The organism is Butyricicoccus sp. OF10-2 (assembly GCF_003481925.1).
GTDB lineage: Bacteria > Bacillota > Clostridia > Oscillospirales > Butyricicoccaceae > Agathobaculum > Agathobaculum butyriciproducens.
This window is the reverse complement of sequence record NZ_QUMC01000012.1, coordinates 26541-51668: the sequence shown is the minus strand read 5'-3', so window position 1 is coordinate 51668 and position 25128 is coordinate 26541. Positions and strand designations below refer to the sequence as shown.

Genomic DNA, 25128 nt, shown 5'->3' with positions numbered 1-25128 from the left:
AACACAGAATCAGCGGATTTGTCCGGCAAGCGAGTAATGGAGATCCTCTTTCTCTCATTGTCTCCAACCTTCCCGAATTGAGGCCATGTTCTGCAGTCCCTCATCAACCGACTCGATCCCCAACATCACTTTTGTATATTCTTTATCAATTTGTTCCTTCAAAATATGTATCTGCTCAGAAATCGGATAAAGCGTATAATCGAAACCATCCAAAAGCAGTGATGCATCCACATCAAACTGCTTCACATTCTGTGAAAATATCTCCCTCACTTCATTGGTGAGACAAGCAGGCAGCATTCCTTCTTCTGCCAGAATCGCGGCACCTTCTGGTCCGCAGACGAAACTTACAAACTCCCACGCGGCTTCTCGTTCACGTGTATTCCGAGAAATGCATACCGGAGTTTGCCAAATCTCATCTATTCTGCTTTCTTCATTTTTCCAACTAGGCGGTGCACAAACTCCCCATTCAAAGGAAATCTTTCCGTTTTTCGTATCATTAATGAGATAATTCAGGAACCAGCTTCCGTGTACAAACATCCCATAATCACCTTGTTCGAACATACGCTGCACACCTTCTTGATCTGACATTTCGCTTAAAGGCTTCATTACACCTTCCTCCTGCATTCGTAGCATTAACTCCAAACCAGGACGCAACTCTTCAAAAGAGCTGTTCGCTACCGAAAAAAACTCATCTGTTAAAAAAGACATCTGGCGGCTAGGAGCGATCAACTGAAAAACGCTATATTGATCTGATGATAGGGAAATATGTTGCTGAAGCGTTTTGGCCAATTCCTCAAACTCCAGCCATGTCATATTACTATCAGGGTACTGCACACCAGCCTCATCAAACATTGACTTATTGAAATATAGCATAAATCGATCCATCCGATACGGCAGACCAAGCAGCTCGCCGCTCCGAGAATCACGCAAAGCATCCAAAGCTAAATACGAGTCCAGTGGAAGCTTATCCTTCTCCAAAAACGCATCGATCGGATAAATCATGTCCTGTTCCTGCAACATAGAAAGAGACTCTAACTGGTTGACAAAAATCACGTCCGCTTGCTGCCCTGATTCAAGCATGCTCTCCAATGTTTTATTATAATAATAGGAATTAAACGCCACCACTTCAACCTGAATATGAGGATGAGATTCTTCAAAGGCCGCAATCAATTTGCGGTCATACGAGACAACATCATAATCCCACAAGCATACCCGTAATACATGCGGCTCTTCTTGTGGCTTACGCATTGTCTGCACAACAAAAAGTGCTATTCCCAATATGATACATATTCCTATCACGCCCCAGAGTACATGTTTTTTCATGGCGACCCTCCATGCTGTTTGCGATACTCTGCGGGCGAGCGGCCCGTAACTCTTTTAAAAATACGACTGAAATAAAACTGATCCGGATAGCCAACCAGTTCAGCGATTTCATAAACCCGAAAACCACTCTTCCGCAAATAACTTTTCGCATGCTTGATACGCACCGAAGTCATATATTCTACAAAGCTCATTCGGGTATATCGTTTCATCAGCGTACTGAGATATCCAGGCGAAAGGTGAAGCTGCGCTGCTACCTGCTGAACAGATAACTCTTCCATATAATGTTCTTCAATCAACTTCTCCGCCTTTTGAATGATAAACTGATATCCTTTTCGATTTTCTTCGGCAAAATAGACCTCTATATTGCGTTGCAACTGCTCGATCCATTTGAGAAACCGTTCTCGTGTCTGCAATTTCAGTAATGCCGAGTCTCCCTTAAAACCTTCGGGAAGCAACCTATCTACTGGTATCGCGCATTGCACACAGTATTCATATACTGCACTTGAAAGCATCATCACCATATAGAGAATTTGCTCGCGAGAGCGGATAAGGCTGAGCTTATGCTGTATCGCCGCAAATGATCGTTTTATAACCTCATCATCCATTGCGCTTAGGCCGTTTTGAATCTTCTGTTTTTCTTCAAAAACGTACCATTCTTCCGCCTTATCCGGCTGTACCGGCAACAGACCATCGTGAAACAGCAATACTCTTTTCTCCGGAAAGTGAAACGCATATTGTACCACCTCTGCCGCACGGTAACGCGCAGTTTGCAACGCATCAATCCCGCCATATTCCGTACCAATACCAATAACGCAAGAAAGGTCCAAATAGATGCGCAGCATCTCTTCCATTCGCTCAGCTGTCTCCATGCACAGCTTTTCAAATTCCTCTATTCCTGTGTCTTTCATGGCGCTTCCGATCAGATAAAATTCACCTGTTTTTCCTTCAACACAAAAAACGCACAAACTTTCCCGCGCGATTTCTTGCGCAATATTGATTACAGAGAATTCAAGTGTGTGATATTCTTCCTCTGGCAGTTCTTCAAAGCGAAAAACATCTCCTGTCTTAATTAAAAAACAAGCTTTGTTGGAGGATGGAAAAATAATATCTGCCTGACTCATGCGTTGTTCCATCTCTGCTGCACTTAGATAGAATCGGCTTACAAAGTCGCGTAATACGCGCGTGCGCAGCATCGATTTCTTTTCATATTCATTTGTATCCGGCTGTCTTGTAAAACGTTGCTCAGCCTGCATCAAAACGCTCAACAGCAAACTGGGGGTTAATTCTAGTTTCAGCAGATAATCTATGGCACCGCACTTCATTGCCTCGCGAACCAACTTATAATCATCATATCCACTTAGAGCTAAAATCACTGGGACACTTTCTTCCTGACTAAGATTTTTAATCAGCGTCACGCCATCCATCTCTGGCATTTTCATATCTGTAATCACGATATCCGGCTGAGTTGTACGATACAACATTAACGCCTGTCGGCCGTCTTCTGCCTCCGCAACAATATGATAGCCGTGCTGCTCCCAATTCAGCATTGTTCGCAAACCGATTCGCATTGTCGCATCATCATCAGCTATTAGCACCCGGTACATCCAGATCCCCTTTCCGTGGTATCCACAGCGTTACCACTGTTCCCTTACCCCATTCGCTTTCAATATTCAGCCCACACGAAGATCCAAAATAAAGCTGCAAACGCTGCAACACATTGCTCAGCGCAATGCCATTCCCGCCTTCCTCTTTTCCGCTTGTATTTTGTTTGCTGTACAGACACTGAAGCAACTGATTAACTTGCTCTGCCTGCATGCCTTTTCCTGTATCGCGCACCGACAGATAAACAAATCGTCCCTGCTCCCAACCTGAGATCTGCAAATCACATTTTCCATCTTTTCCATTCATACCATGCAAAATTGCATTCTCGACTATAGGCTGCAGCGTAAACTTTGCAATCTGCTGCGACATCAGCGCGGCGGGTACCCCTTCACGCGTGTATCTTATTTTTCCATTCAGACGAATATTTTGTATGTACACATAGCTATCCAGCAACTCTAATTCTGTCGATAGCGGAATTTCCATCCCTTCAACCGCTAAATTTGCACGAAGTAATTTCCCCAATTTCTCCAGCATGTTAGCAATTCCGCTCTTTCCCTGCATACCAGCCATCAATCTCATTGAATTGAGTGTATTATACAGGAAATGTGGATTCATTTGTGTTTGCAGCACGTTAAGCTCCACTTTCTTCCGTTCACGTTCCTGTACAATTTTCTCTTGCATCAGTTTCTGCAGGCTGATCCCCATGTCCAGAATATGTCGGTTAAGCCGCATAATCTCATAGGCTCCCCCTACCTTCTGCGAGTGATCAAAATCTCCTTCGGATAACCGGTTCACGTTTTCGATAACTGTTTGCAGAGGTTGAATAAAACGGTCTGTCAGCAAAATACTGCTGACTACTATGACAAGTAGTACAATTCCCACCAGCATGCTTCCAATCACCCATGCAGATTTTTGCTGCATCTGCAGCAATTCAGTTGAAACATGTGCCTCAAGTGACCAAGAAGTCGCTGCCGACTGAACATTATACTGCATTTTCCGCCCTTCCTGCATCACTCCCTGTACAGATAAGATATCACCTTCTGCATTACGCAATAAAACCTGTTTATCATTCAGATCCGCCGCACCAATTACATCATTGAAAACCGCAGGCGACAGAAGCGCGATAACACGTCCTTTTTTTTGGTCTCCCGCACTACTGGTTAAGTCCCGAACATATAACACCACTCTTCTGTAATTACTAAACGAGCATAAATTACTGCTTAACGCGCCCCAGTTTGTATCATCGGTGCGACTTGCCGTTTGCGCAATCAATTCCATGCGGTCGATCAGCGGCGCTTCCACTCCCATACGAACATCCAGCCCATTTTCACCCACAATAAACAGCGACAGAATATACTGAGAAATCATCCGCCGGTAAAACTCTTCCTGAATCTGATGTTTGAATAAATAATGCTCCTGCGAATACTGCTGACCATCCTCCTGATTCAGCATATTATGTAAGATTTCATTATTCTGTATCCAATAAAACAGATCCTCCATCTGAGTCGTTTGATATTCCACCAGTTCTAATGCATGTTCCAATCCCTGCCGCTCCTGCTGCGCCATCCATTCAGCTGTCTGTGTCTGAACAGATACAAAGTAACCGGAAACTGCAATGACTGCCGGTATCAACGCCCCCAGCACAAAGCAAAGGAGGAGCTGCCTTTTTAATGTATACTTTTGCATCTCAGCCCCTCCTTTTATACTTTAATTATATCTTTCAAAAACTTCTGGTTCAACCGGATATTTATTCCAGTTCTACCCATGCACCATTCTGCTGATGGCTCTTTACGCAGGCCTGCACAAAACGCACGCCATTGACCCCATCCCCGCCTGTGGGATACCAATATGGCGGCCGTGAAATCCCTTTCTTATGATCCTCGATATGGCGCACCCATTCTCGATATAAGTTAGCAAAAGCATCATGATATCCTTCTACCTGCCCATTTGACAAACGGGTCATTGCGCGCGTTTTTGCATCCAGATAGTCCCGTCCGGCTGCATAAATCTGCACCGGCTGATCTAGCAGCGCCACTTTCAGCAGTTGCGGCTGCAGATGAGACCACTCTAAGGATCCCTTCTCCCCCATAATCCGAATATTAATATTGCAATCTTCTCCAACAGCAGTTTTGCAGCCCCACATCGTGCCGGTTGCTCCACCAACGTAGCGCACCATCGCGGAAAAATCAGTCTCCATTGGTCGCTCTTTAGGAACGCTGTCAAAAATCGCTGCGATCGACTCGATCCGCAGTCCAGTCATACAGGCAACCAAATATTCGATATGGGTGCCGATATTCGCCGTACATGCCGACGCCCCGGCAATTTGCGGGTCAAAATGCCAGGGTTTAAAATTTGCTGTCCGGATGATCTGACCATCCTGCCGATATTCGCTGACCACCTTAAAAATTCGTCCGAGTGCCCCCGATTCAACCATCGCACGCGCCTGTCGAATCATCGGATACCCTGAATATGTATAGTTCACTGCCAGCAAGGTCCCTGTGCGCTGTGCCAACGCCGTCAGCTCGCATGCCTGTTCCGAAACGTTTGTCAGCGGCTTTTCACAGAATACATGGATCCCCTTTTCCAAAAAGCTGCACGCGATAGCATAATGGCTCTCATTCGGGGTCGCGATCACGACAAAATCTATCCCATCCCCGCGTGCAGCTTCCCGCTCCGCCATTTCGAAGGCATTCGCGTAAATACGCTGCTGATCCACGCCCCAAACCTGTCCCTGCTGCACATTCTTTTCCCAGTCGCGCGAAAAACAGCCTGCCGATAATAGGAGCTGTCCATCCAACAACGCAGCGCGGTAATGTGCCGCACCAATCTGGCCACCATTTCCGCCGCCAACCATTCCAAATCGAAGCATCGTTTTCTCCCCTTTCCATCCCCCCCCAAAGGAGCAGACGACCCATTGCATAAAGCGCGGGTCGCCTGTTCCTAACAAGAGAGAGAGTAAATGAGTGATATGAATTCGTTTTACTTGCGCTTAACCTGTACGCCTGCGATCTCTTCCAGAATCTTAGTGATAGACCAGTTGTCCTCATCCGGGTAACGGGTCAGGCCAGCCATGAAGAGTTCTCTTGCGCTAGCGGTCGTCGGCATATAGCAGCCTACCTCACGCGCAAGATCCATGGTGATGTTGAGGTCCTTGGACATCGTCGTAATAGCAGAACCGGTATCTTTGAACTTACGATCCATAATCAGCGGTACGCAGTTCTTAAATACGCCGCAACCGCCGCCGGAGGTGCCGATAACGTCGAGTAGAATCTGCGGGTCAACGCCAGCCTTCGCGCCCATAACCAGCAGCTCGAAGGTAGCGGTGAACTCAGCGCCGATCAGCGCCTGCAGGCAAGACTTAACAACCTGACCCTGACCGGGCTCGGTGCCAACATGGTTCGGATTGCTTGCAATAGCATCCATAACGTCCTTGCAAGAATCATATACTTCCTTCTTGCCGGAAGCCATGAGGGTCAGCGTGCCGTTATGCGCACCCGAGAGGCCGCCCGATACGCCGGAATCGATCATCTCAATGCCGTACTCCTGCAGGCCCTTTGCCAGCTGCTGCGCATAGCCCATGCCGATAGTAGCAGTCAGGAACAGAACTGAGCCCGGCTTCATGGTCTTGCACAGGCCATTTTCACCAAAGGCAACGTCCAGCGCCTGCGCACCGTTCATAACCATAACGAATACGACTTCCGCGCCATCACCGACTTCTGCCGGAGAGAAGCACGGTACGCCACCGTAACCTCTCAGTTCTTCGCGCTTCGCCTCAAACAGATCGTAGCCGCGCGTCGTAAAGCCAGCCTTAAGCAGGTTCTTTGCAATACCCATACCCATATTGCCCAGACCGATTACACCAACAGTTCTCATCACAAACACTCCTTATATTATAATATGTTTTTTATGCAAAAATTTCCTTGAGGGTCTCAATATCAATGCGATAGCCGTCTACATAATCCTTGCCTTCCGGACGATAGATGTTCTCCAGCGAGACGAATCCATCATAGCCGTCATCACGCAGCGCCTTTGCAATACGCGTCAGGTAGGGAGCAAGATCTCCGCGACCGATCGCCACAACCTCTGCCGTAGAGCGAACCGGATCGAGTAGCATATCCTTGATATGCACATGACCCAAGCAGTTCTTCACTTCTTCGTAGCCATTCGGGTACGCAATGTCGCCAACCCAAGCCGCATTGGCCGGATCCCACAGCACAGATACGTTCGGGCTGCCGAGATCCTCGATAAAGCGGCGTGCGGTGTAAGCGGAAGTCAGCATGCCGTTGAAGCCGTTCTCGACGATTAAGCTAATGCCTTCCTCCTCAGCCAGCTTTGCGATCGGGCGATACAGCTCAATGAACTTCGGCCAAGCCTTGTTGCCACCAGCATTCCACTGATCCGCACCATTCTTGCCCCACATTACGATCTGGCGGGCAAAGCACATTGCGCGAACATGCTTGGCGCCAACGATCTTAGCAATCTCGATGCCGTTTTTCAGCAACGCCATCTGCTCCTGATACTTCTCATCACCGACTTCGATGCCGCCGACACCAATGCCGACAAAGGCATGTGTCGTTACGCTGGCAACCTCAATATCATACTGATCATTGAGTGCCTTGATCTTACGTGCATCGTCCAGCGTAAGGTATTCGACGCGCTTGCCATAGGCTTCCTGCAGCTCGGCATATTTTACACCGGTTTCATTCATGATCTGACATGCAGTCTCATAATCCTGACTGATGCCGTTGGTAATTGCACTGATTTTCATTTTAAATTCCTCCAAATCTTTTTACTCAAAATAACAGCTGGTCAGATCAAAGCTCTCACCAATCAGCTTTACACCCTGCAAATTAGCGCGTGCTGCACATTCCTGATTGCGCTGATAGTACGCAATGCCCGGTACATCTTCCATGAAGATCTGCTGCGCCTTGATATAGCATTCTTCCTTAAAAGCATCATCCGTCGAGGTACGCGCATCATCCAGCAACTTGCTGAACTCATCGTTGACGTAGCGCATCATATTGGTGCCGCCCGAAACTGCAAAATCCTTGTGCATAATCTGATAGAAGCACTTATCCGGTTCGCCGGTCGATGCATTGATACCGTTGAGGAACATGTCATCTTCCGTACCTTCAAACAAGATATTGAACCAGGTTGCGTAATCATACGAATGGATATTTACCGTGATACCAATTGCAGCCAGCTGGTTCTTGATAACCTCTGCTGCCGAAATACGAGCTGCCTTGTCATCGATATACAGTTCTACCGTCAGGCCACCATCGGGATAACCAGCTTCCACCATGAGTTTCTTCGCCTTGTCCAGATCATATGTATACGGTGGATTGGTTTTCAGGCTCTCATCAAATGCCCAAGTATCAGTAGTCAGCGGACCGTAAGCAATCTGTCCCTGGCCTTGATAAACAGCTTGCAGGATTGCATTCGGATCAATTGCATAGGCGACTGCCTTGCGCAGTGTTGCATTATTGAACGGCTCCTTAGATGTATTGAAGCAAACAAAGTCATTTGTGACCGAACGGCCGCGAATCATCTTGAGTTCTTCATTTTTTTCTACACGCGTGATATCATTGCCCGAAATATCCAACGCCAAATCAATGCCGCCGGTCTCAAGTTCGATCATTGCCTGCGAAGATTCCGGGATGATGCGGAAAGTCAAAGTTTCGATTTTCGGCTTGCCGCCCCAGTAATCATCAAAGGCTTTCAGGCGGATATAGTCACCCTGTACCCAGTCATCGATCATATAAGCACCAGTGCCAACGGGCTTCGCACCAAAGCCATCCCCCATCTCTTCCATTGCCTTTTGGCTGACGACATACAGATTGGTGGTTGCCAGATAGCCAAGTGCAATCGAGTTCTTATAGGTGAACGGCATATAAACAGTCTTGTCATCGACAGCTTGATGCCATCCCAATCCAGCCAGTCAATGCCGCCAGAAGAAGCAGTTTCCTTGCTCGCTGCCTGGAAAGAATACACAACATCTTCCGCTGTCATGGTTTCTCCATTATGAAACTTTACGTCCTCACGCAGCGTAAACTGCATGGCCATGCCATCGTCAACATACTCCCATTCGGTCGCCAAACCGGGAACATAAGTGTTGTTCTCGTCGCCCAGTTTAACCAGCGACTCAAAAATCTGATTGTTGATTCGCAGAATTTGGCTGCTAACGCGCTTATACGGGTGCAGGTCCTTGGGGTCCTGATTAGTTGCAACAACAAGTTCAGTCTTACCAGCTGCATCCTCCGCTGATCCGCCGCCACCACAACCTGTTGCTAGCAATGAAACACTCATAATCAGTGCCAGTGCCAGCGCTACTTTTCTCTTTAGCATTCCATTTCCTCCTTCTGATTCAGTGCATTGGGTTGATTTCTTTTGTAAGATGACATGCTACAAAATGACCAGGCTCTACTTCCTGCAACTCAGGTTCCTTCTGAGAGCATATCTCTTTCGCATAGAGACAACGCTGGCAGAAGCGGCATCCCGGTTTGGGATCAATCGGAGATGTCAACTCACCCTTTAAGAGAATGCGCTCTGTCTTGCTGTGAATATCCGGCAATGGAATCGCAGAAAGCAACGCTTTGGTATATGGATGATATGGTTTTGCGAACAGCTCGTTCGACGGACTCTTTTCAATCAACTGCCCTAAGTACATGACACAGATATGATGGGAAATATATTTAACTACCGACATATCGTGTGTGATAAAGATGTAGGTCAATCCCAGCTGCTCTTGCAGATCCTGCATCAGATTCAAGATCTGTGCCTGAATGGAAACATCCAGCGCTGATACTGGCTCATCGCACACAATGAACTTCGGGTTAAGCGCCAATGCCCGTGCAATACCGATACGCTGCCGGCGCCCGCCATCCAACTCGTGAGGATATGTATTAACTAGACGCGCCGACAGACCTACCGTATCCATCAATTCTTTAACGCGGTTGTCCACCTCTGCCTTAGAAAAGCTTCCGGAAATAATCAGCGGCTCGGCAATGGCCTCCGCAATGGTCATGCGAGGATTCAGGGAGGAAAACGGATCCTGAAAAATAATCTGCATATCCTCGCGCAGTTTACGCAACTCTTTTGGGGAAACATTCGTGATATCCTGTCCACGGAAATAAATCGATCCGCCCGTAATATCCAGCAGATGTAGGATCACTCGACCTAGTGTCGATTTGCCGCAGCCGGATTCACCAACAACGCCCAGTGTTTCGCCTTCGTTTACTGTAAACGAAACGCCATCCACTGCGTGCAGCACACCCGACGGTGTAGGAAAATACTTTTTCAGATCTTTAACTTCCAATAACGTACCCATTACTTTTCCCCCCTTTCTTTCCACTTAGCGCAACGCACCACATGTCCGTCTCCAACATCCACCAGTTTTTGCTCCTGTTTGCATTCTTCCGTGCAATAGGGGCAACGGGTATTAAATTTGCACCCTTCCGGCAAATTTGTCGGATCAGGCATCAAACCCGGAATCGGTGACAGACGTTCTCTCGTGTCATCCAGACCCGGCAAGGAACCGAACAGCCCTTCCGTATAGGGATGTCTATGGTGGTCAAAGATTTGCTCCACTGTGCCGAACTCTACGATTTCACCAGCGTAAATGATCGCAACCTTTTCACACATCTCGGCGACAATACCCAGATCGTGCGTAATCATCAACATAGATGTACCAAGGTCTTTTTTTAGCTGGTTCATCATTTCCAGCACCTGCGCTTGAATCGTTACATCCAGCGCGGTTGTAGGCTCATCAGCTATCAGCAACTCTGGATGGCAGGCCAGTGCAATCGCGATTACAATGCGCTGCTTCATGCCGCCCGAAAACTGATGAGGATAATCCCCATAGCGTTCCGCCGGAATTCCCACCAACTCCAGCGCATCGCAGGCCCGCTTTACCGCATCTGCTGCTGAAATCTTTTCATGCAGACGAATGGTCTCGCAAATTTGATCGCCAACCGTATCGATCGGATTGAGTGCCGTCATCGGATCCTGAAAAATCATGGAAATTTTATCGCCTCGAATTTTCAGCATCTCCCGGTCACTTTTTTGGGTGATATCTTCACCTTCAAAAATAATTTCGCCTTGACAAACCCGTCCGGGTGGATTAGGAATCAATCCGAGCAAGCTCAGCGCAATCGTCGTTTTTCCTGCACCAGTCTCACCGACCAAACCTAGCGTTTCGCCACGCCCGATCTGCAAATCCACACGGTTGACTGCATGCACAGTTCCATCATCAGTAACATATTCGATTACCAGATCGCGCACATCCAACAACTTATCGCTCACAAACGCCACCCCTTATTTCTTCAGTCTCGGATCCAACGCATCACGCAAACCGTCGCCAAGCAAATTGATCGCAAAAACAGTCAACAGAATAGCGAGCGCTGGGAATATTACCGTGTGCGGATAATCGCGCAAGAAGCCTCGCGCCTGCGAAAGCATTGCGCCCCACTCCGGAATAGGCGGCTGTACACCTACGCCCAAGAAGGACAATGACGCTGCCGTCATAATCGCCGTTGCAATATTGAGTGTTGCTTGAACAATAACCGGTGCCATTATGTTCGGAAGAATATGCCGTGTAATAATGCGCAAATCAGAAGCATTAATCGCCCTTGCAGCTTCGATATACTCATTGCCTCGTACAGAAAGCACCGAAGCGCGAACCACGCGGGCGAAGGCGGGCGTTCCCGAAATACCTACTGCAATCATTGCATTGGTCAGGCCAGGGCCAAGCGTTGCGGAAATCGTGATAGCTAGCAAGATGCCCGGGATTGCCAGCAGAACGTCCATCAAACGCATGAGGATATTATCTGTTCTATTGCCGTAAAAGCCTGCAATCGAACCAATAATGCCACCCAATACTGCCGAAATACCGACTGCAATAATACCTACCTGCAGGGAAATCCGGGCACCATAGATCACACGGCTAAGAATACATCTGCCCAGATTATCTGTACCGAAGGGAAATGCTGCGCAAGGCACCAGAAAAGCACGGTTGACTGGATCCTGATCATCATATCCATACGGTGCAATGAAGTCCGCAAAAACTGCAAGGAATACCAGTATCGCAAAGATTCCCAGGCCAAAAATGGCCATTTTATTGCGTTTCAATCTCTTCCAAACTTCTCCCCACTGTCCACGCTTTTTCGGTGGCGTATGTTCGCGAGATGCCGCCGGCTTACTTGTGGTCGCTATGCTCATTTCACCTTCACCTTCTTTCCTACTTTATACTGTGCTTTAATACGCGGATCTACGAATGCATAGATCAGGTCGATAATGAGATTCAAAATGCAGAACGTAAACGCGATAAACAATACACCGCCCTGGACGACCGGATAATCGCGCCCCTTGATCGCTTCCAGCATGAAGTTACCAAGTCCTGGAATAGCAAACAAGTTTTCTGTAACCATTGCGCCACCTAATTGCACGCCAGTCTGCAAACCGATAACCGTGATGATCGGAATCAACGCGTTCTTCAGCGCATGGTGCATAACGATTTTGCGCTCTGTCTGTCCTTTTGCCCGTGCTGTCCGAATATAATCCTGTCGGATAACCTCCAGCATGGATGATCTGGTCATGCGGGTGAGCAAGGCTATTGCGTTAAAACCGATGGCCAACGACGGGAGCACCCAATATTCTGGACCATAGAATCCGGAGGGCGGCAGCCACTTCAGATTCAATGCAAAAATCAATGACAGTACCATACCAATTACAAAGGTCGGTGTGGATACGCCAATTAATGCAATCGTCATCGAGATTTTATCCATCCATGAATACTGTTTTACCGCGGAGATGATACCGGTTGGGATACCGATGATCACCATAATCAGAATCGGGAAAATGGTCAAAAGCATTGTGGTAGGAAATCTGTCCAGAATCTGATCCAGTACCGGCTGACCCGAGGTATAGGATGTGCCGAAATCGCCTGTAACAACCTCACCAAGGAACCGTCCATACTGCACGATCAGCGGATCGTTCAACCCCATTTTTTCGCGCTGTTCCATGATATCCGCTTCTGTCGCCGCTTCACCCAGCACTGTGCGAGCCGGATCACCCGGTGCAAAATGCAGCATGAAAAACACAAGCGTAATAACACCAAACAGAACCGGAATCATGGATATTAAACGTTTTACAATATATTTTCCCATGTTTTCACCCCTTTTCAATGTCTCCGTTTCTATGGTTGAAGTATATCATAGGGCAATTCCGAAGAACATGGAGGATTATTTAATTTCATGTACATTTTCACACAATTTCATTACACCGTTCAAATTTCTGCTTGATACTGCATCTGCATTATATAAAATCGCTTTAAATCCCAAAAAACACTCTCCTGTCCAGTTCTACCACCTACTTCTCCGGACCGTCTCCCTTAACAATCATATAGTTCAGCTTCTTCTCGATTGCCACATTGGCCGCTGCAAGATTTTCCTGAACTTCATTCAAGTTTTCCGTGGTCACCTTGCTGTCCAGCTTCTCTTTCAGCGCTTCATCAAACATATTGCGCGAAATCGTGCCAGAAAAGGTTTCCAGAAGCAGAGCTTCCACCTTTATCTATGGCAACACCGCACAATTGAGCTTTCCCCAAAACAGAAAAGCGTCCAACCGCAAAAGGTCAGACGTATTCCAAAATCTGCTTACGAGGCAAACATAATATTCATTTTTGCAATTTTCTTTTGCAATCCTCGGTATCGCATCTTGTGGAAACGAAGCTGTAGCTTAACCACAGCAAAAAATGTTCAACCTTGGCGCGTACAGAGGATTTCTCATGCTCACGGCGTTTGATTTGTGCTTGGGAGCGTGCGGAGTTATTCTTACTTTGACTGGGACGGCGATTGATTTTATAGTGGACAGACTTACCGGCTTTGTTTTTCTTCAGCGCTTCCGGACGTTTCTCCGCTCCGAGCTAGACGCTATCTCCATAGACTTCTTTCTCATCTCCGGCAAGAAGTTCTGAGATCACCGTAACACCATACTCGTTGGCAACTGTCACTTTTACCGTATGAACCAAACCACTTTCTTTATCTACTCCGATATGGGCTTTATAGTTAAAGTGCCCAAAGGAGCGTTCAGAAAGCAGCTCAACTTGTTCACCAAGCGTACCGAGTTGCATTGCCATATTTAAGTCACGCAAAGAGATTGTATTGTTCACAAAATCTTCTGCAAAGGAAATATAAGAATCATCCGCACGATAACCAAAATTCGTTTACTTCTCGAACAAAAAATGCTCCATTTAAGTAACAATCGGTATTTCCAGTACGCAAATCGTAGAATGCTAAAGTTTTTTGAATACAAACTGCCCTCTATATGCTGCTTAGCACATAGAGGGCAGTAGGCTGTTTATACAATCTTCGAGATTGTTTCGTTCAATCTGGTATTTTGCAACATACGTCGCGCGGTCCAGACATTTGCAAAATACATCGGTGTAAACCAGTAATTTTTTGTAGTATCACCGGATGCCATAGGCTCTGTCAGCGAATTGCCGACCTTAACGTACCCTGCAACACCTAACAGTGACAGCTGAATATAACACATCAGCGCAACTGTTTCGTCAATGTCTTGTGCCACTACAAGCACGTGGTTCTGGTAATTTAGATTTGCCTTTTCAAGCTGATGTTTTGCTTCATGTACGCCAGCGATCAGCGTTGCACCACCGCCGCAGCACGGATCATTGATTGTAATATAGCCTTGATTCTCAACCTGCTTTGTGATATTACCCATCACGATAGCCGCCATCATTTGGCAGACATGATATGGCGTGAATATCTGCTGCAATGTTTTTCTGCTAAGATTAAGTCGCATATAGGCTTCGCCCAGGAAGTCCTGTTCAGAGTTGTTCTCCAATGCCATAACCAGTTGGGCCAACAATTCAGGGAACATTCCCTGCTCCTGTTTGTTATACTTCCTAATCGTTTGCAGATAACGCTTCTCCCGTTCTTCAAAGTGTTCCTTATCCAGCGGGTTAGATAACGCGCAGGCCGCCATCAGCACAAAATCTTGCCAAACCTCCAGCGGGTGATGCCTAGCGGAAGAAAGCTGCTGAAAAGTTTTCAAAAACTTCTTTGGGTAATCTTTCGGTTTCTGCATAGCCCTTACCGATGGCAAGGGCACTGTTGTTTCTTCTGCTGTATTCAACCACTCTGAAAGAGAGAGGTTGATTGTTTGCGATAAATTTTCTCTCTGGGACAATATAATTTTCTCCTTTCCGCTCTCATTTACGACACGAATCGCTCCATGATTGTCAATTCTGCTGATTCATTGTCCATTGCACTCATGCGCAATACCTTTTCGCAGAATCGGTCCAACGAAAATGCATTGCCAGCCGAGTCCCGATCCATCAGCAGACCAATCACAGAACACCGTTCCGCAGAGATTTCAGCTTGCAGCTGCTCGGCCAAGTTATCCGAAATGTCACAGTATCCGTCAGTAACGAATAGAATATCTGCGTTTGAAAATTCTTCTTCGCGGATAAGACGCAATGCTTCGGTCAGTGGTGCTTCAAAATTCGTACCGCCATCAAAGAAGTGTTCTGCAGCAGCCAACAAGTCACTATTCGTGAACTTCCCCGGCAGAAAACGATCTGTACGGATGGAATTCTTGCCCGAAAAGTGAATCAGGCAAATTTCCGGCCTTCATGTGCACAGATATCCTGCACTGCAAGCGCAAGCGCCTTACCCCATGCGGCATTTTCACCGTTGGTAGAACCGGATTCATCCAGACAGACGATCACATCGCCACGTCCCTTACGGATTTTTTCACGCTTGGCATACTGCACCAGACCTTTAGCCGCATACCGCCGCATAAACAGCGGTGTTGTAGCAGGAGAAGCCAGTAGCGCCAGTTCACCAGACAAGAGATTCTGCAAGTCACGGCCGCGAGTCAGTGAAAACTTTTCACCTCTGCCATGTGCATAGGCGTTTTTTCGTAATGCAGACAGCACTTCTTTCATGCGCCCCAGTTGACGGGTAATATCCTGCAAGTAGGTGTTATCCTTCAGTTTTTGCAGCAGTTCTTTGTTTTGCTGTGCTTTCTCCTTGCCGGTACCGTCACCGCTTCCCCAGCAGGCAGATGCATAGGCTGCTGTCTGGGCAGTTTCCAGCCCGCTCTGCATTACAGCCTGCAGCGCCGTTCTCTCCTGCGAAAGTTGTGTGCGAAGCGCATCAGACAGCATCTCCTGTACAACACTAATCTGTTCGGTGACACTGGAAAATTGCTCGGCTGTACGAAGCGTTTCAGGCAGTTTTGCATTGTTCTTCTGCACTTCATTCATGCAGTCCTGCATTTTTGCGTGTAAACAGCACTGTTTTTTCAAAAGCCTTGACAAAACTAAAGCCAGCTTTCCAGCCACATCAGCCAAGCGCTTTTTCATTTCAGTAATGGTCTGTTCCAGTATTTTCGCGGTTTCCAGCGCTGCAACGTCATTGCCCATGCAGGAATACCGCAGTTCAGCATATTCCGACTGGTTCATCATTTCATTCAGAACCGCTGCTCGAATGGTAGCCTGCGGCGTACGCTGATCCGGTGAGGTGCTGCGATGGTCCGTTGCATACAGCATATGAAACAATTCTGCCAACAGCTTATCCTCAGGATGGCCGCCGGCATCCTCAAATACCATCTGTTCCAGTCTAGTAGGACGAAAAGCGGAATCCATGTGCAGTGCATTTCCACTATCGGCTTGCTTTAAAGCGTTTTCTGCCTGCTCTAATGTAAAAAATCTGTATTTCATTGTATATTCTCCTATAAAAGTTGTACCGCAGAGCATAAAACTCTGCGGTACGATTGGTTTTATCGTTAGAACGGCGGTTTGTCAGTCGGTGTTCCGCCAGGCCCCCATGCATAGCCATCCGGTACACCGGAAAAGTCCGGTGTCGGATACTGTGCTGCAGCACCCTGGATCGGCTGCGGATAGCCGCCCATCGAGGGCTGTGCTGCCGGCTGCTGTGCCTGCGGTGCAGGCGGAGCCATTGTCGGAGCGGAAGCCGACGGTACCGCGGCAGCGTTCGGCGCGCCAGGCGCACCTGTCGTTTCAGGCTTTTTATCAAGGAACTTGATGTCGGAACCAACCACCTCATATGTCATGTGCTTTTCGCCGGTCTGCTGGTCCGTCCATTCGCGCTGCTGCATCCGGCCCACCAGGGACACCAGACGGCCCTTTCTGCCGAATTCCAGCACGAACTTCGCCTGATTTCCGAATACGGTACAGCCAAAGAAGTCCGCCTCCGGATCACCATCGCGCTTGAAATCACGATCCACGGCAAGACGAATGACTACTACCGGTTTTTCGCTGTTCTGACCGCGGCGTTCCGGGTCCTTGGTCAATCGACCGATCAAAATAATCTGGTTTAACATCGTTATACTCCTCCTTAAACAGCCTGTAACAGACTGAGTTCTTTCAATGTGCTGTACGAAAAATGACACGTATCATGCGCTTTTCGATTGAGCGATTCCAAATCTGCCAGCGTTTCTGCGGTCTGCGCCCGCTGTTCATCGGATTGTGCACTGTCATCGAGCACACACCACTCCTGATAAAGCGCTGCAAATGCAGCACGCAGCGGCACCAGAGCCTTAACAGACGGTGCAGCGTCAAATGCCGCAAATGCGTCCCGTCCCTTGTGCAGCAGTTCGCCCAGATGTGTTCTCAGCGGGTTATCGCACAGCTTTTCAAGTACGACACGCACCGTTTCGATCTCTTTCGGCTCGTTCCAGAGATAATTTTTGAGCGAAAGCAAATCATTCGGCTGGACTTCTGCGTGTCCGGCAAGCCATGCAGCCGCCTGAGCAATGCGTCCGAAGCCAAAGAATTTGCGGTCAGATACCGTAATATTCTGACGGCGCAGTTCGCACAGCACATCGTCCATCAGTTCATTAATGGATTCCGGCACAGGCACCAGCTGCACCTGCCTCTGCATGGCATACAGCTCTCCCAATGCGATTGTTGCTGTAACCGTACCGAATTGTTCGTTTTGCTTTTCTTTGAGGATGCGGAGCCGTGCTTTACGATTTTGCACATTGCGCGTGACCACTTTCAGCTGAAAACGGTCATACAGCGGTGCCAAAATCTGTTCCTCTGCATTGCGGAAGTTTGGAATCTCATTGGAGGCCGAAAAGAACGAAATGACAGGAACATCGGTCGTTACGCCTTCGTTGGTATAGCGGCGTTCGTTCAGTACGGTCAACAGCGAGTTCAAAATGCCATCACCGGCTTTGAAAATTTCGTCAAGAAACACAATATGTGCATCTGGAATTTTCCCTTTGGTAATAGTCGTCGGTGTGCCTCGGTCAAAAGCGACAGACCTTTCTGGTACTGCTCCATAGCCTCGGTGAGCTGTTTCAGCCGTGCCGCAGCTGCAGTATCCGCCGGATTCGTCTGTACGGTCTGCATAATAGCGTTCAGCTGCTGCTTCATCTGCTGATAATGGGGATCTTTCGCAAGCACCTGCGCCGGTACTGCACCGGGAATCAGGCTCGCCAGATCAAGACGACCAAACAGCGCTTCTTCGTCTGTCTGCTTGGAAAGCAGGCGTTCAAACTGTCTTGTACCGGTAATGCGCTTGCGAAACTCATTGATTGCGAAGCTCTTGGCCTGTCCGGGATCACCCAGAATAAACAGGTTGCTGCCCGACAGGAGCGCCATTGCAATCGCATGGATCAGTTCTGCACGCTCGGCAATTTCGCCGTTCAGTTCTGATATAACTGCCAGCATTTTATCTCGTAACATAGTAGTCCTTTCTCCTTGTCTGGTCATGCGGCGCCATTATTCTTAGATGCACGGCGCACCTCATAAATCTGCGGGCAATACTGCAAAACTTCATCCAGCGACAGTTCGCTGACATGATACATTTTGCCGACAGCCTGCTGCAGTTCCCGTTCGATGAACACATAAGCATCCGCTTCATGCATAAAGAGCAGCGCCTTTTCCAGTCCGCTTAACGTGACATTGTGTTCGTCATCCTCCAAGCTGTGACTGGAAACAAAGGCATAGCGGGAACGGTACAGAAAATACACTGCATATACACCGGTATGATCACTCATCACGCCGCCTCCTCTCCGGAAACGGACGGAATCAGCTCATACAGCGTTGTACCGCTCGGCAGCTCCTCATCCAGACTGAGCATCACCGGCTGGTGGACAATCTGGCGGTGCTGGCGCAGCAAAGCAGCACGCATACTGCTATATGCGATTGTAGAAAAGCAGTATTTCTGCAGTTCTTCGCTCTGTACATACCGCTGTGCCGCGAGAATCAATCCTAAAGCTGCTTCGCCATAGGCATCTGCTGCCGCATCATTCGGCAAATGGCAGTCTTTAATTACGCAATAAATCAGTTTGTGGTACTGTGCGACCAGCGCACATTCCGATTCGGTTAATGGTCGATTTAAAGTATCTGTTGTCATTATTTATGCCGCCTTTCTGTTCATATATGGTCTGTTTTTCTGATATACCATCAGCATGTAGTTGAAGTCCCCGTGATTGCACATACAGCGTAAACGGTAATCGTTTACCTTGCCAAAATACGCAAAATCATAGGTCGGACACCAGTAATCCGGCTGTTTAGCATCTTCGTTTGCCGCGCAGAAACGACGCATAGCCGCATCGCTGCGGAGTACCGTGCGAGCGAGGCGCTTGAAAAACGTATTTGCCTCGTTGATGCTCTGTTCGGTCAGAAAATAGCTCTGAACCGGATACCAGAAATTCTTGCGCTTCGGTGAAAACTGACCAACTGCACTGAGCAGACGGTTTTCCGGCTTGAACGAAGTCATTCGCTCCGCTACGCCAATAGGAATCAGGATAGGTTTCTTCATCTTTTTCTCCTTTTACGCCGCTTTGCGCGTGCGTTTAGTCTTGGGTTTCTCTTCGACTTTCGGCTGCCGAGTCGGCAGCAGCAAATGCAGCTCGTTGTCAGCTCGCAGCATCATGGCTCCGGTCTTGTCAAACTGGACTGCAATATCGTTGCCCTGCATGAGCGAGGCCGCTTCCTTTAGATAAATATAGTTGTAGCAAAAGCCGTCCTTGGGAAGTGGTGTTTTAACCACGCAGTCCATCTCAATCTGACCGCTGACTGTGCTGTTGGCATTAGAGATGAACTGTAACCGCATAGTGCGATCATCTACCGGCAGCAACAGCAGTTTGGCGTTGGTCGTACTGCCTGCACTAATTCGTTTGAGCGTATCCAGCAGTACACCACCATCAACCTGTGCCTCATGAACCATATGAAAATGGTCTATCAGCGGCTGGATATTCACATACTGTTCCTCGTTCAATCGCGCACGAAGCACCATGCCGGGACCGCAGAACACTGCATTACCGTTAGAAACACCGACTTTGTAATGTGGTATTCCGTTAAATACGTGCAATACCGTTTTCATGGCATCTACAGCTAACAACATATCCAGCGGTTGGGTTTGCGTAGTATCTTGAGATACCGTAGTCAGACGATAGCTATCGCAGCTTGTTGCCGACCATTGCCCATCGTGTACGGTGACTCGGATGCAGTTCAGCACGCGCAGGTTTTGCTCGCTGTCTTTGGCGGCAGAAAACAGAACTTTGGAGCTGATCTCGTAAAATCCGTCTGCTTCTGTCAGCGATTCCGGCGTACATGGCTCTGGGACAGGATATTTCTTGGCATCCATGAGAGCGAAACAGTATCCGGTCTTTGCGTTGCGAACGGAAATTGTCGTATCATCGGTTTCTACGGTGGTTACTTCCTCACGGAACAGTTCCAGCATGGATTGCAGTACACTGCCGATCATCATAGCCTTGCCGCTGTGCTCAACATAACAGTTCAGCCGCGCTTGCAAGACACATTCGTTTCCCATTGCAGTAAACTGCACATGGTTGTGGTCCTCATCCGCTTCCATTAGGACGCAGACTTTCTCTTTTGCAAGGAATTGACGTCCGATCACAAGACAACATCGCTTGATGATTGGCTGCATTTCCGAGCGGTTTGCGGAAAACTTCATAGATTTGGTTCCTCCTTTTTTCGTTTTGAGCATAGAAAAAGACCATATGCTCCCGTTTAGGGTTCATATGGTCTTAAATGCTCGTTTCAGGTTCAAAGAGTAAGATACGACTCGGAGCATAATAATGCCCGGGCGGATACGTTGACATAGTGTTACTTTGACCTGAGTATAACAATAATGTACATCTGCAACAGAGTAAATACCAGTTGAAGATTATTCCTCAAATAAAGGCGAGGGTACTAAATTACTGAGCTTGTAGTTAAATGTGAAAATCACCGCAAGTTTTATATGGCCAAGCAGAATAATTCTCAACTGTTCATTTTTTCATTCTTGTTATATAGTGATTCTATAACAGGTCAAAGTATCACTATGTCAACGTACCCGCCCAGGCATTTTTCTGTCTTTGGGTCGTAGCCGAATCTTTGAAACCTGTAAGACAAACCAGACCACATGAATCCTTAACTGGAATCGTGTGGTTTTTTTTGTTGCAAAAAAACGAAGGAGGAACCCTTATGAACACCGAAAACAACCCGAACCCCATGAGTCTGGACGATCTGTTTGCAGCATCGCCCGCACCTGTCGCTCCCGAAAGCACTCCGCTTCCGGAAATCGCACAGACCGCACCCACAGAAACTATCGTTCCCGAACCAACGCCATCCACCGAACAGCAGACCACTCCCTTTGCTGCCGAACAGCCCGCCGCTTCTCAGCCGGACAACATCATTGATCTGTTCGGTGCAGTTGTAGAACAGAGTGAGGAAGATTCGCTTGCAGAACTTCTGGTGAAAGTCACCACAAGTTGCCCTGTATTCGACTACGCTTCGATTCAGGCCGAAATCACCGATGCAGACATGACCTTTGAGCAGCTTCGTGTGAAAATGTCCGCAGACTGCCCTGAGCTGGAAGCGCGTGCTCATGTTTCTTGGACACTCAGCTACGCCGGCCTCACGGAACGTATCACCGACGTCAACAGCACGATCTACTCTGCAAAGTCCAAACTGGAACAGAGCAAGAAATTCAAAGACGCGCTGAAAAAGCACAAAAGCAAGGATAAACTGCCGGTTTGCAGCGTAAAGCCTACTGTCACCGCGCAGAAGAAGGGAATTCTTCCTTTCCCTGCATACAAGGCAGTCTGCGAAAGCGTGGATGCGGCAGAAAAAGCGAACGCGCCTATCTGCTATATTCCTTCTCAGAACGGACAGATTTACGAAATGCGCCGCAACGAGATCGGTACGTTTATCGCGCCGTCCTCAAAAATTGTGGAGCTGGACATGGTACGGGCAGGGTTTCAGATGAACCTGCCCCGGCTTCCAGCCGCCAAGCTTGCGGAAATCATTTCGTTCTTTCGCCGTGTGTGCGCAGCGCATGACCGCTGCATGGAAGCGCTCGTCAATGTGTACTGGGACCGCGTGGAGCAGGAATATATCCTGCGCGTTCCGACGCAACAGGCTACCGCAGTCAGCGTGGAAACAGATCTTTCAGACCGCCCGGACGAAAGCCGCTATTATCTCGTGATGGAGGTTCACTCGCATAACATGATGGCGGCGCGGTTCTCCAGGACGGACGATGCGGACGAACAGGCCACGCGCCTGTATATGGTCATCGGACGGCTAGATCGGTTCTATCCCGAGATCCGCTGCCGGTTTGCCTGCGGCGGACAGCACATTGAAATTCCCGCCGAACAGGTCTGTGAACGGACCGATGTGCCGTTCTCGACTGCGTGGCTCACTGCCGTTCATGCCTACCGAAAGGAGGCGGCGTGATGCGTTTTCGCACAGACTGCCCCGTCCACATCGTTATGCTCGGCTGCGGCGGCACCGGCGGGCACATCGCACCGCACCTGTACCGCCTGCTACACGCGCTGTTTCGTCCGTCTAAGGTCATTCTCTGTGACGGCGACGTCGCGGAGAAGAAGAACCTCGTTCGGCAGAATTTCATCGCGTCAGACCTCGGCAAAAACAAGGCAGAAGTGCTGGCAACGCGCTATTCCGGCGCATTCGGCATGGAAACCTGCTTTTCGGACCGCTTTGTAGAGAGTGAACAGCAGCTTAAAACACTGCTGACACCCAATCAGCGAAACGCTCTTGTCATTCTAATCGGCGCGGTGGACAACAATCGCAGCCGACAGCTTTGCAACAGTGTGTTCTGTCAAGCCCGCGATCTCATTTATATCGACTCCGGCAACGGACTGTCGAATGGTCAGGTCGTGTGTGGTGTCCGTAAAGGCGGCCGAACGGTACAAAAACCAGTGGCTCGTTTTTATCCGGATATTCTCGATCCGACGGATAAATTTCCGTCCGAACAGTCCTGCGCGGAAGCGTCTGTTTCCGCACCGCAGGCCATTACCGCAAATATCATGGCGGCAACGCTCGTGCTGTGTATGCTGTATAACATTCTGGCTACCGGCGAGCTCGTTGCCCGCATGACGACCTTTTCCAGCAAAACCGTAAATGTCCGACCGCTGCTCTCCAAACGGAGGGCAGCATAATAGACCGTAGGAGAAGTATTTATGTCCAAATTAAATCTCTCCGGATTCCTCAATGACCTCGACAAACTTCCTTTTACCGTAAGACTCCTCGATGATTCCGGGGAGTCTTATCTCATCGAGAAAGTTTTGAAACCTCTGCTGGCAGATGAACTCGTGTCCATTGATGATCTGGATTTTAATAAATTTGACCAGACCTGTATCCATACACTTATAGAACGCTGCGAAGAAGCTGATAACAATTGCTCAGCGCTTCCGCTGTATCAGCAGGCTCTCAATACCCGTCCCGCAGTACAATCAGACTGCGATTTTGTATGAGGAGAACACCTATGGAGTATTACGAAGATTTGACCAATGCCCTCAAACAGCTGGCTGTCGCACAGTCTTTCCGTGATGCCGGCCGTCTGGATGCCTATACGGATATCTGCGGCCCCTGCATTGATTGTGACGAAGATTTCCTCTATGGTAACTGGTATGATCTGATCAATGCTACTGCAGATTTCGCTGATATTCGCTGGGACGAAAGCGAAACCTGTGAACGTATGTATTTTTCCGACGAACCTATGCGCCAGTATTTCACCTTTGTGAAGCAACACGCCGATGGTCTTGGAATCCGTATGAAAGACGATCCCTATTATAAGGACATTTGTACGGATGTTTACGACACCTTGCTCGATGCCTGCCCATACAGCTGTTATTTCCGAGTAGTGACACAAACACACCACGTGTATGGCTACGGCTTGTCAGTCTGGGTGTATTGCGAGCAATTCTATGACCCCGAGTCCTTACTGGATGGGATTTTACAGGTTATCGGAATCTTCACTCATCGATTATCCATGCTGAAAGCGCAAGGCTTGATACCTTCAGACAACCTGATTTCCTTCCCCGAACCTGCCGTAAAGGAGGCGGCTTAACGATGATCCGAGAAGCAATTCTTCACTTTGACCCATTGCAAACCCAAGTCAAAACCGAAATCATTGACCAGAACGGCCTGCATCGTGTCAAGTACATCGAAAACGATGAACTTATGCACGCAATCCGCCAGAACAGCTACGCACCGCCGCAGCACAGCGGCCTGCTGCCGCCGAACTGTATCGCGCTCACCGAGCACAAAGAGCAGTGGACGGTAACGCTCGCAAGTGATTTCGATTACTGCGAAGTATCCTATCACAACACGCAGTACGAGAATTTCCCGGTTCCGCGGATTCTGCTGTCCTGTACCCTCCATGGCGATAGATTGCAGAACTTTCGTCTGGCGATTGCCAATCAAGGAGAGTTAACACCGCAAACTGTGCTGTACAAAAGCCCATTTCCCAACGTCAACGACTTTTCGCTTTGTGTCGGTTCCAATGCCTTTACCGGATATGATTCGATCCGGAAACTGCGGACACTCGTTCATCATGTGATGGCCGTGCCGTTTGGCGATGACTATTACCGACCAGAACAGACACGCTTAAATCTCAGTGCCCGTGAACTTTTTGAGCATTTGAAAGACAAAACACCGGATTACTATTACAGTCATGTGCTGATTCCATCTGGTAAGACCCTTTCCGATTTTATAGGAGGTAAATTATGAACGCAGAAGAACTTTCGCGCCAACTCAGCGAACCATTCCCATCGTCCGATGTAGAATGGCGTATCACCAAGGTACATCAGCGCTCCGGCCTTGCTGTACCGTATATCACCAGCCGAGCCATTCAAATCCGGCTTGACAATGTAGTCGGCCCTTTCCGTTGGCGTACACGG

General features: G+C 48.4%; 28 protein-coding genes and 1 pseudogene. 5 read left to right on the top strand and 24 right to left on the bottom strand.

What is annotated here, in order from left to right; genetic code table 11:
• Positions 1–54: 54 nt before the first annotated feature.
• The 24 genes and pseudogenes from DXB00_RS07995 to DXB00_RS07885 all read right to left on the bottom strand — a co-directional run bounded on the left by DXB00_RS07995 (position 55) and on the right by DXB00_RS07885 (position 20897).
• Positions 55–1323 (bottom strand): ABC transporter substrate-binding protein, encoded by a 1269-nt coding sequence (locus tag DXB00_RS07995; protein ID WP_119214768.1) that lies wholly within the window; start codon positions 1321–1323, stop codon positions 55–57.
• On the bottom strand, positions 1320–2927 hold the full coding sequence (locus tag DXB00_RS07990; protein WP_119214767.1) for a response regulator: 1608 nt from the start codon (positions 2925–2927) through the stop codon (positions 1320–1322). Before DXB00_RS07990 ends, DXB00_RS07995 begins: the two co-directional genes overlap by 4 nt.
• Positions 2905–4611, bottom strand: coding sequence for a sensor histidine kinase (locus DXB00_RS07985; RefSeq protein WP_119214766.1), 1707 nt, complete (start codon positions 4609–4611; stop codon positions 2905–2907). The genes DXB00_RS07990 and DXB00_RS07985 overlap by 23 nt, the downstream gene beginning before the upstream one ends.
• Before the next feature lie 61 nt (positions 4612–4672).
• Positions 4673–5794 carry a Gfo/Idh/MocA family protein gene (locus tag DXB00_RS07980; protein ID WP_158581278.1) on the bottom strand — a complete coding sequence of 374 codons (1122 nt, stop codon included), beginning with the start codon at positions 5792–5794 and terminating at the stop codon, positions 4673–4675.
• 110 nt (positions 5795–5904) lie between these two features.
• On the bottom strand, positions 5905–6798 hold the full coding sequence (locus DXB00_RS07975; protein WP_119214764.1) for an NAD(P)-dependent oxidoreductase: 894 nt from the start codon (positions 6796–6798) through the stop codon (positions 5905–5907).
• Between the two features lie 31 nt (positions 6799–6829).
• On the bottom strand, positions 6830–7693 hold the full coding sequence (locus DXB00_RS07970; protein ID WP_119214763.1) for a sugar phosphate isomerase/epimerase family protein: 864 nt from the start codon (positions 7691–7693) through the stop codon (positions 6830–6832).
• Between the two features lie 21 nt (positions 7694–7714).
• The gene (locus DXB00_RS07965; protein WP_305143095.1) at positions 7715–8791 is read right to left on the bottom strand and encodes an ABC transporter substrate-binding protein; all 1077 of its coding nucleotides are present in this window, start codon (positions 8789–8791) and stop codon (positions 7715–7717) included.
• Positions 8680–9270 (bottom strand): ABC transporter substrate-binding protein, encoded by a 591-nt coding sequence (locus DXB00_RS17690; protein ID WP_119214761.1) that lies wholly within the window; start codon positions 9268–9270, stop codon positions 8680–8682. Before DXB00_RS17690 ends, DXB00_RS07965 begins: the two co-directional genes overlap by 112 nt.
• A gap of 19 nt (positions 9271–9289) precedes the next feature.
• Positions 9290–10252, bottom strand: coding sequence for an ABC transporter ATP-binding protein (locus tag DXB00_RS07955; protein WP_119214760.1), 963 nt, complete (start codon positions 10250–10252; stop codon positions 9290–9292).
• Positions 10252–11226 (bottom strand): ABC transporter ATP-binding protein, encoded by a 975-nt coding sequence (locus DXB00_RS07950; RefSeq protein WP_119214759.1) that lies wholly within the window; start codon positions 11224–11226, stop codon positions 10252–10254. The genes DXB00_RS07955 and DXB00_RS07950 overlap by 1 nt, the downstream gene beginning before the upstream one ends.
• A gap of 12 nt (positions 11227–11238) precedes the next feature.
• Positions 11239–12141, bottom strand: a complete 903-nt coding sequence (locus DXB00_RS07945; RefSeq protein ID WP_119214758.1) for an ABC transporter permease — start codon at positions 12139–12141, stop codon at positions 11239–11241.
• Positions 12138–13088, bottom strand: coding sequence for a nickel ABC transporter permease (gene nikB, locus DXB00_RS07940; protein WP_119214757.1), 951 nt, complete (start codon positions 13086–13088; stop codon positions 12138–12140). Before nikB ends, DXB00_RS07945 begins: the two co-directional genes overlap by 4 nt.
• Positions 13089–13290: 202 nt before the next feature.
• A complete protein-coding gene (locus DXB00_RS07935) occupies positions 13291–13488 on the bottom strand; it encodes a hypothetical protein (RefSeq protein ID WP_119214756.1) in 198 nt (65 codons plus the stop codon).
• 89 nt (positions 13489–13577) lie between these two features.
• Positions 13578–13996, bottom strand: a pseudogene (locus tag DXB00_RS17180) (transposase); the annotation flags it as partial.
• Positions 13997–14280: 284 nt separating this feature from the next.
• Complete coding sequence (locus tag DXB00_RS07925) at positions 14281–15129, bottom strand: N-6 DNA methylase (RefSeq protein ID WP_243107184.1); 849 nt, start codon at positions 15127–15129, stop codon at positions 14281–14283.
• Between the two features lie 26 nt (positions 15130–15155).
• Positions 15156–15482, bottom strand: coding sequence for a hypothetical protein (locus DXB00_RS07920; protein WP_119214754.1), 327 nt, complete (start codon positions 15480–15482; stop codon positions 15156–15158).
• Positions 15483–15553: 71 nt separating this feature from the next.
• The gene (locus tag DXB00_RS07915) at positions 15554–16702 is read right to left on the bottom strand and encodes a hypothetical protein (RefSeq protein WP_147359195.1); all 1149 of its coding nucleotides are present in this window, start codon (positions 16700–16702) and stop codon (positions 15554–15556) included.
• A 29-nt stretch (positions 16703–16731) separates the two neighbouring features.
• Positions 16732–17289 (bottom strand): single-stranded DNA-binding protein, encoded by a 558-nt coding sequence (locus DXB00_RS07910; RefSeq protein WP_119214752.1) that lies wholly within the window; start codon positions 17287–17289, stop codon positions 16732–16734.
• A gap of 14 nt (positions 17290–17303) precedes the next feature.
• Entirely contained in the window at positions 17304–18167 is an 864-nt protein-coding gene (locus tag DXB00_RS17685) for an AAA family ATPase (RefSeq protein ID WP_305143093.1), read from the bottom strand.
• Positions 18125–18658, bottom strand: coding sequence for an AAA family ATPase (locus DXB00_RS17170; protein ID WP_305143092.1), 534 nt, complete (start codon positions 18656–18658; stop codon positions 18125–18127). Before DXB00_RS17170 ends, DXB00_RS17685 begins: the two co-directional genes overlap by 43 nt.
• 23 nt (positions 18659–18681) lie before the next feature.
• On the bottom strand, positions 18682–18972 hold the full coding sequence (locus DXB00_RS07900; protein ID WP_119214751.1) for a hypothetical protein: 291 nt from the start codon (positions 18970–18972) through the stop codon (positions 18682–18684).
• Positions 18972–19331, bottom strand: a complete 360-nt coding sequence (locus DXB00_RS07895; protein ID WP_119214750.1) for a hypothetical protein — start codon at positions 19329–19331, stop codon at positions 18972–18974. Before DXB00_RS07895 ends, DXB00_RS07900 begins: the two co-directional genes overlap by 1 nt.
• Positions 19332–19334: 3 nt before the next feature.
• Positions 19335–19739 carry a hypothetical protein gene (locus DXB00_RS07890; RefSeq protein ID WP_119214749.1) on the bottom strand — a complete coding sequence of 135 codons (405 nt, stop codon included), beginning with the start codon at positions 19737–19739 and terminating at the stop codon, positions 19335–19337.
• A gap of 12 nt (positions 19740–19751) precedes the next feature.
• On the bottom strand, positions 19752–20897 hold the full coding sequence (locus DXB00_RS07885) for a hypothetical protein (protein ID WP_119214748.1): 1146 nt from the start codon (positions 20895–20897) through the stop codon (positions 19752–19754).
• A 512-nt stretch (positions 20898–21409) separates the two neighbouring features.
• Between DXB00_RS07885 and DXB00_RS07880 the strand changes: the two genes are divergently transcribed.
• Genes DXB00_RS07880 through DXB00_RS07860 form a run of 5 tightly spaced genes read left to right on the top strand, consistent with a single transcriptional unit; the run spans position 21410 to position 24958 of the window.
• Entirely contained in the window at positions 21410–22660 is a 1251-nt protein-coding gene (locus tag DXB00_RS07880; RefSeq protein WP_119214747.1) for a Mov34/MPN/PAD-1 family protein, read from the top strand.
• Positions 22660–23385 (top strand): ThiF family adenylyltransferase, encoded by a 726-nt coding sequence (locus tag DXB00_RS07875; RefSeq protein WP_119214746.1) that lies wholly within the window; start codon positions 22660–22662, stop codon positions 23383–23385. The genes DXB00_RS07880 and DXB00_RS07875 overlap by 1 nt, the downstream gene beginning before the upstream one ends.
• A 21-nt stretch (positions 23386–23406) precedes the next feature.
• Positions 23407–23700, top strand: a complete 294-nt coding sequence (locus DXB00_RS07870; RefSeq protein WP_119214745.1) for a hypothetical protein — start codon at positions 23407–23409, stop codon at positions 23698–23700.
• 11 nt (positions 23701–23711) lie between these two features.
• Positions 23712–24296, top strand: coding sequence for a hypothetical protein (locus tag DXB00_RS07865; RefSeq protein WP_119214744.1), 585 nt, complete (start codon positions 23712–23714; stop codon positions 24294–24296).
• A 2-nt stretch (positions 24297–24298) separates the two neighbouring features.
• The gene (locus DXB00_RS07860) at positions 24299–24958 is read left to right on the top strand and encodes a hypothetical protein (protein WP_119214743.1); all 660 of its coding nucleotides are present in this window, start codon (positions 24299–24301) and stop codon (positions 24956–24958) included.
• Positions 24959–25128 lie beyond the last annotated feature (170 nt).

Excerpts from the sequence above, each read along its gene's own strand:
- DXB00_RS07995 (WP_119214768.1), bottom strand. The coding sequence starts at position 1,323 with ATGAAAAAACATGTACTCTGGGGCGTGATAGGAATATGTATCATATTG.
- DXB00_RS07990 (WP_119214767.1), bottom strand. The coding sequence starts at position 2,927 with ATGTACCGGGTGCTAATAGCTGATGATGATGCGACAATGCGAATCGGT.
- DXB00_RS07985 (WP_119214766.1), bottom strand. The coding sequence starts at position 4,611 with ATGCAAAAGTATACATTAAAAAGGCAGCTCCTCCTTTGCTTTGTGCTG.
- DXB00_RS07980 (WP_158581278.1), bottom strand. The coding sequence starts at position 5,794 with ATGCTTCGATTTGGAATGGTTGGCGGCGGAAATGGTGGCCAGATTGGT.
- DXB00_RS07975 (WP_119214764.1), bottom strand. The coding sequence starts at position 6,798 with ATGAGAACTGTTGGTGTAATCGGTCTGGGCAATATGGGTATGGGTATT.
- DXB00_RS07970 (WP_119214763.1), bottom strand. The coding sequence starts at position 7,693 with ATGAAAATCAGTGCAATTACCAACGGCATCAGTCAGGATTATGAGACT.
- DXB00_RS17690 (WP_119214761.1), bottom strand. The coding sequence starts at position 9,270 with ATGCTAAAGAGAAAAGTAGCGCTGGCACTGGCACTGATTATGAGTGTT.
- DXB00_RS07955 (WP_119214760.1), bottom strand. The coding sequence starts at position 10,252 with ATGGGTACGTTATTGGAAGTTAAAGATCTGAAAAAGTATTTTCCTACA.
- DXB00_RS07945 (WP_119214758.1), bottom strand. The coding sequence starts at position 12,141 with ATGAGCATAGCGACCACAAGTAAGCCGGCGGCATCTCGCGAACATACG.
- nikB (WP_119214757.1), bottom strand. The coding sequence starts at position 13,088 with ATGGGAAAATATATTGTAAAACGTTTAATATCCATGATTCCGGTTCTG.
- DXB00_RS07915 (WP_147359195.1), bottom strand. The coding sequence starts at position 16,702 with ATGCTCTGCGGTACAACTTTTATAGGAGAATATACAATGAAATACAGA.
- DXB00_RS07910 (WP_119214752.1), bottom strand. The coding sequence starts at position 17,289 with ATGTTAAACCAGATTATTTTGATCGGTCGATTGACCAAGGACCCGGAA.
- DXB00_RS17170 (WP_305143092.1), bottom strand. The coding sequence starts at position 18,658 with ATGTTACGAGATAAAATGCTGGCAGTTATATCAGAACTGAACGGCGAA.
- DXB00_RS07900 (WP_119214751.1), bottom strand. The coding sequence starts at position 18,972 with ATGAGTGATCATACCGGTGTATATGCAGTGTATTTTCTGTACCGTTCC.
- DXB00_RS07895 (WP_119214750.1), bottom strand. The coding sequence starts at position 19,331 with ATGACAACAGATACTTTAAATCGACCATTAACCGAATCGGAATGTGCG.
- DXB00_RS07890 (WP_119214749.1), bottom strand. The coding sequence starts at position 19,739 with ATGAAGAAACCTATCCTGATTCCTATTGGCGTAGCGGAGCGAATGACT.
- DXB00_RS07885 (WP_119214748.1), bottom strand. The coding sequence starts at position 20,897 with ATGAAGTTTTCCGCAAACCGCTCGGAAATGCAGCCAATCATCAAGCGA.
- DXB00_RS07880 (WP_119214747.1), top strand. The coding sequence starts at position 21,410 with ATGAACACCGAAAACAACCCGAACCCCATGAGTCTGGACGATCTGTTT.
- DXB00_RS07875 (WP_119214746.1), top strand. The coding sequence starts at position 22,660 with ATGCGTTTTCGCACAGACTGCCCCGTCCACATCGTTATGCTCGGCTGC.
- DXB00_RS07870 (WP_119214745.1), top strand. The coding sequence starts at position 23,407 with ATGTCCAAATTAAATCTCTCCGGATTCCTCAATGACCTCGACAAACTT.
- DXB00_RS07865 (WP_119214744.1), top strand. The coding sequence starts at position 23,712 with ATGGAGTATTACGAAGATTTGACCAATGCCCTCAAACAGCTGGCTGTC.
- DXB00_RS07860 (WP_119214743.1), top strand. The coding sequence starts at position 24,299 with ATGATCCGAGAAGCAATTCTTCACTTTGACCCATTGCAAACCCAAGTC.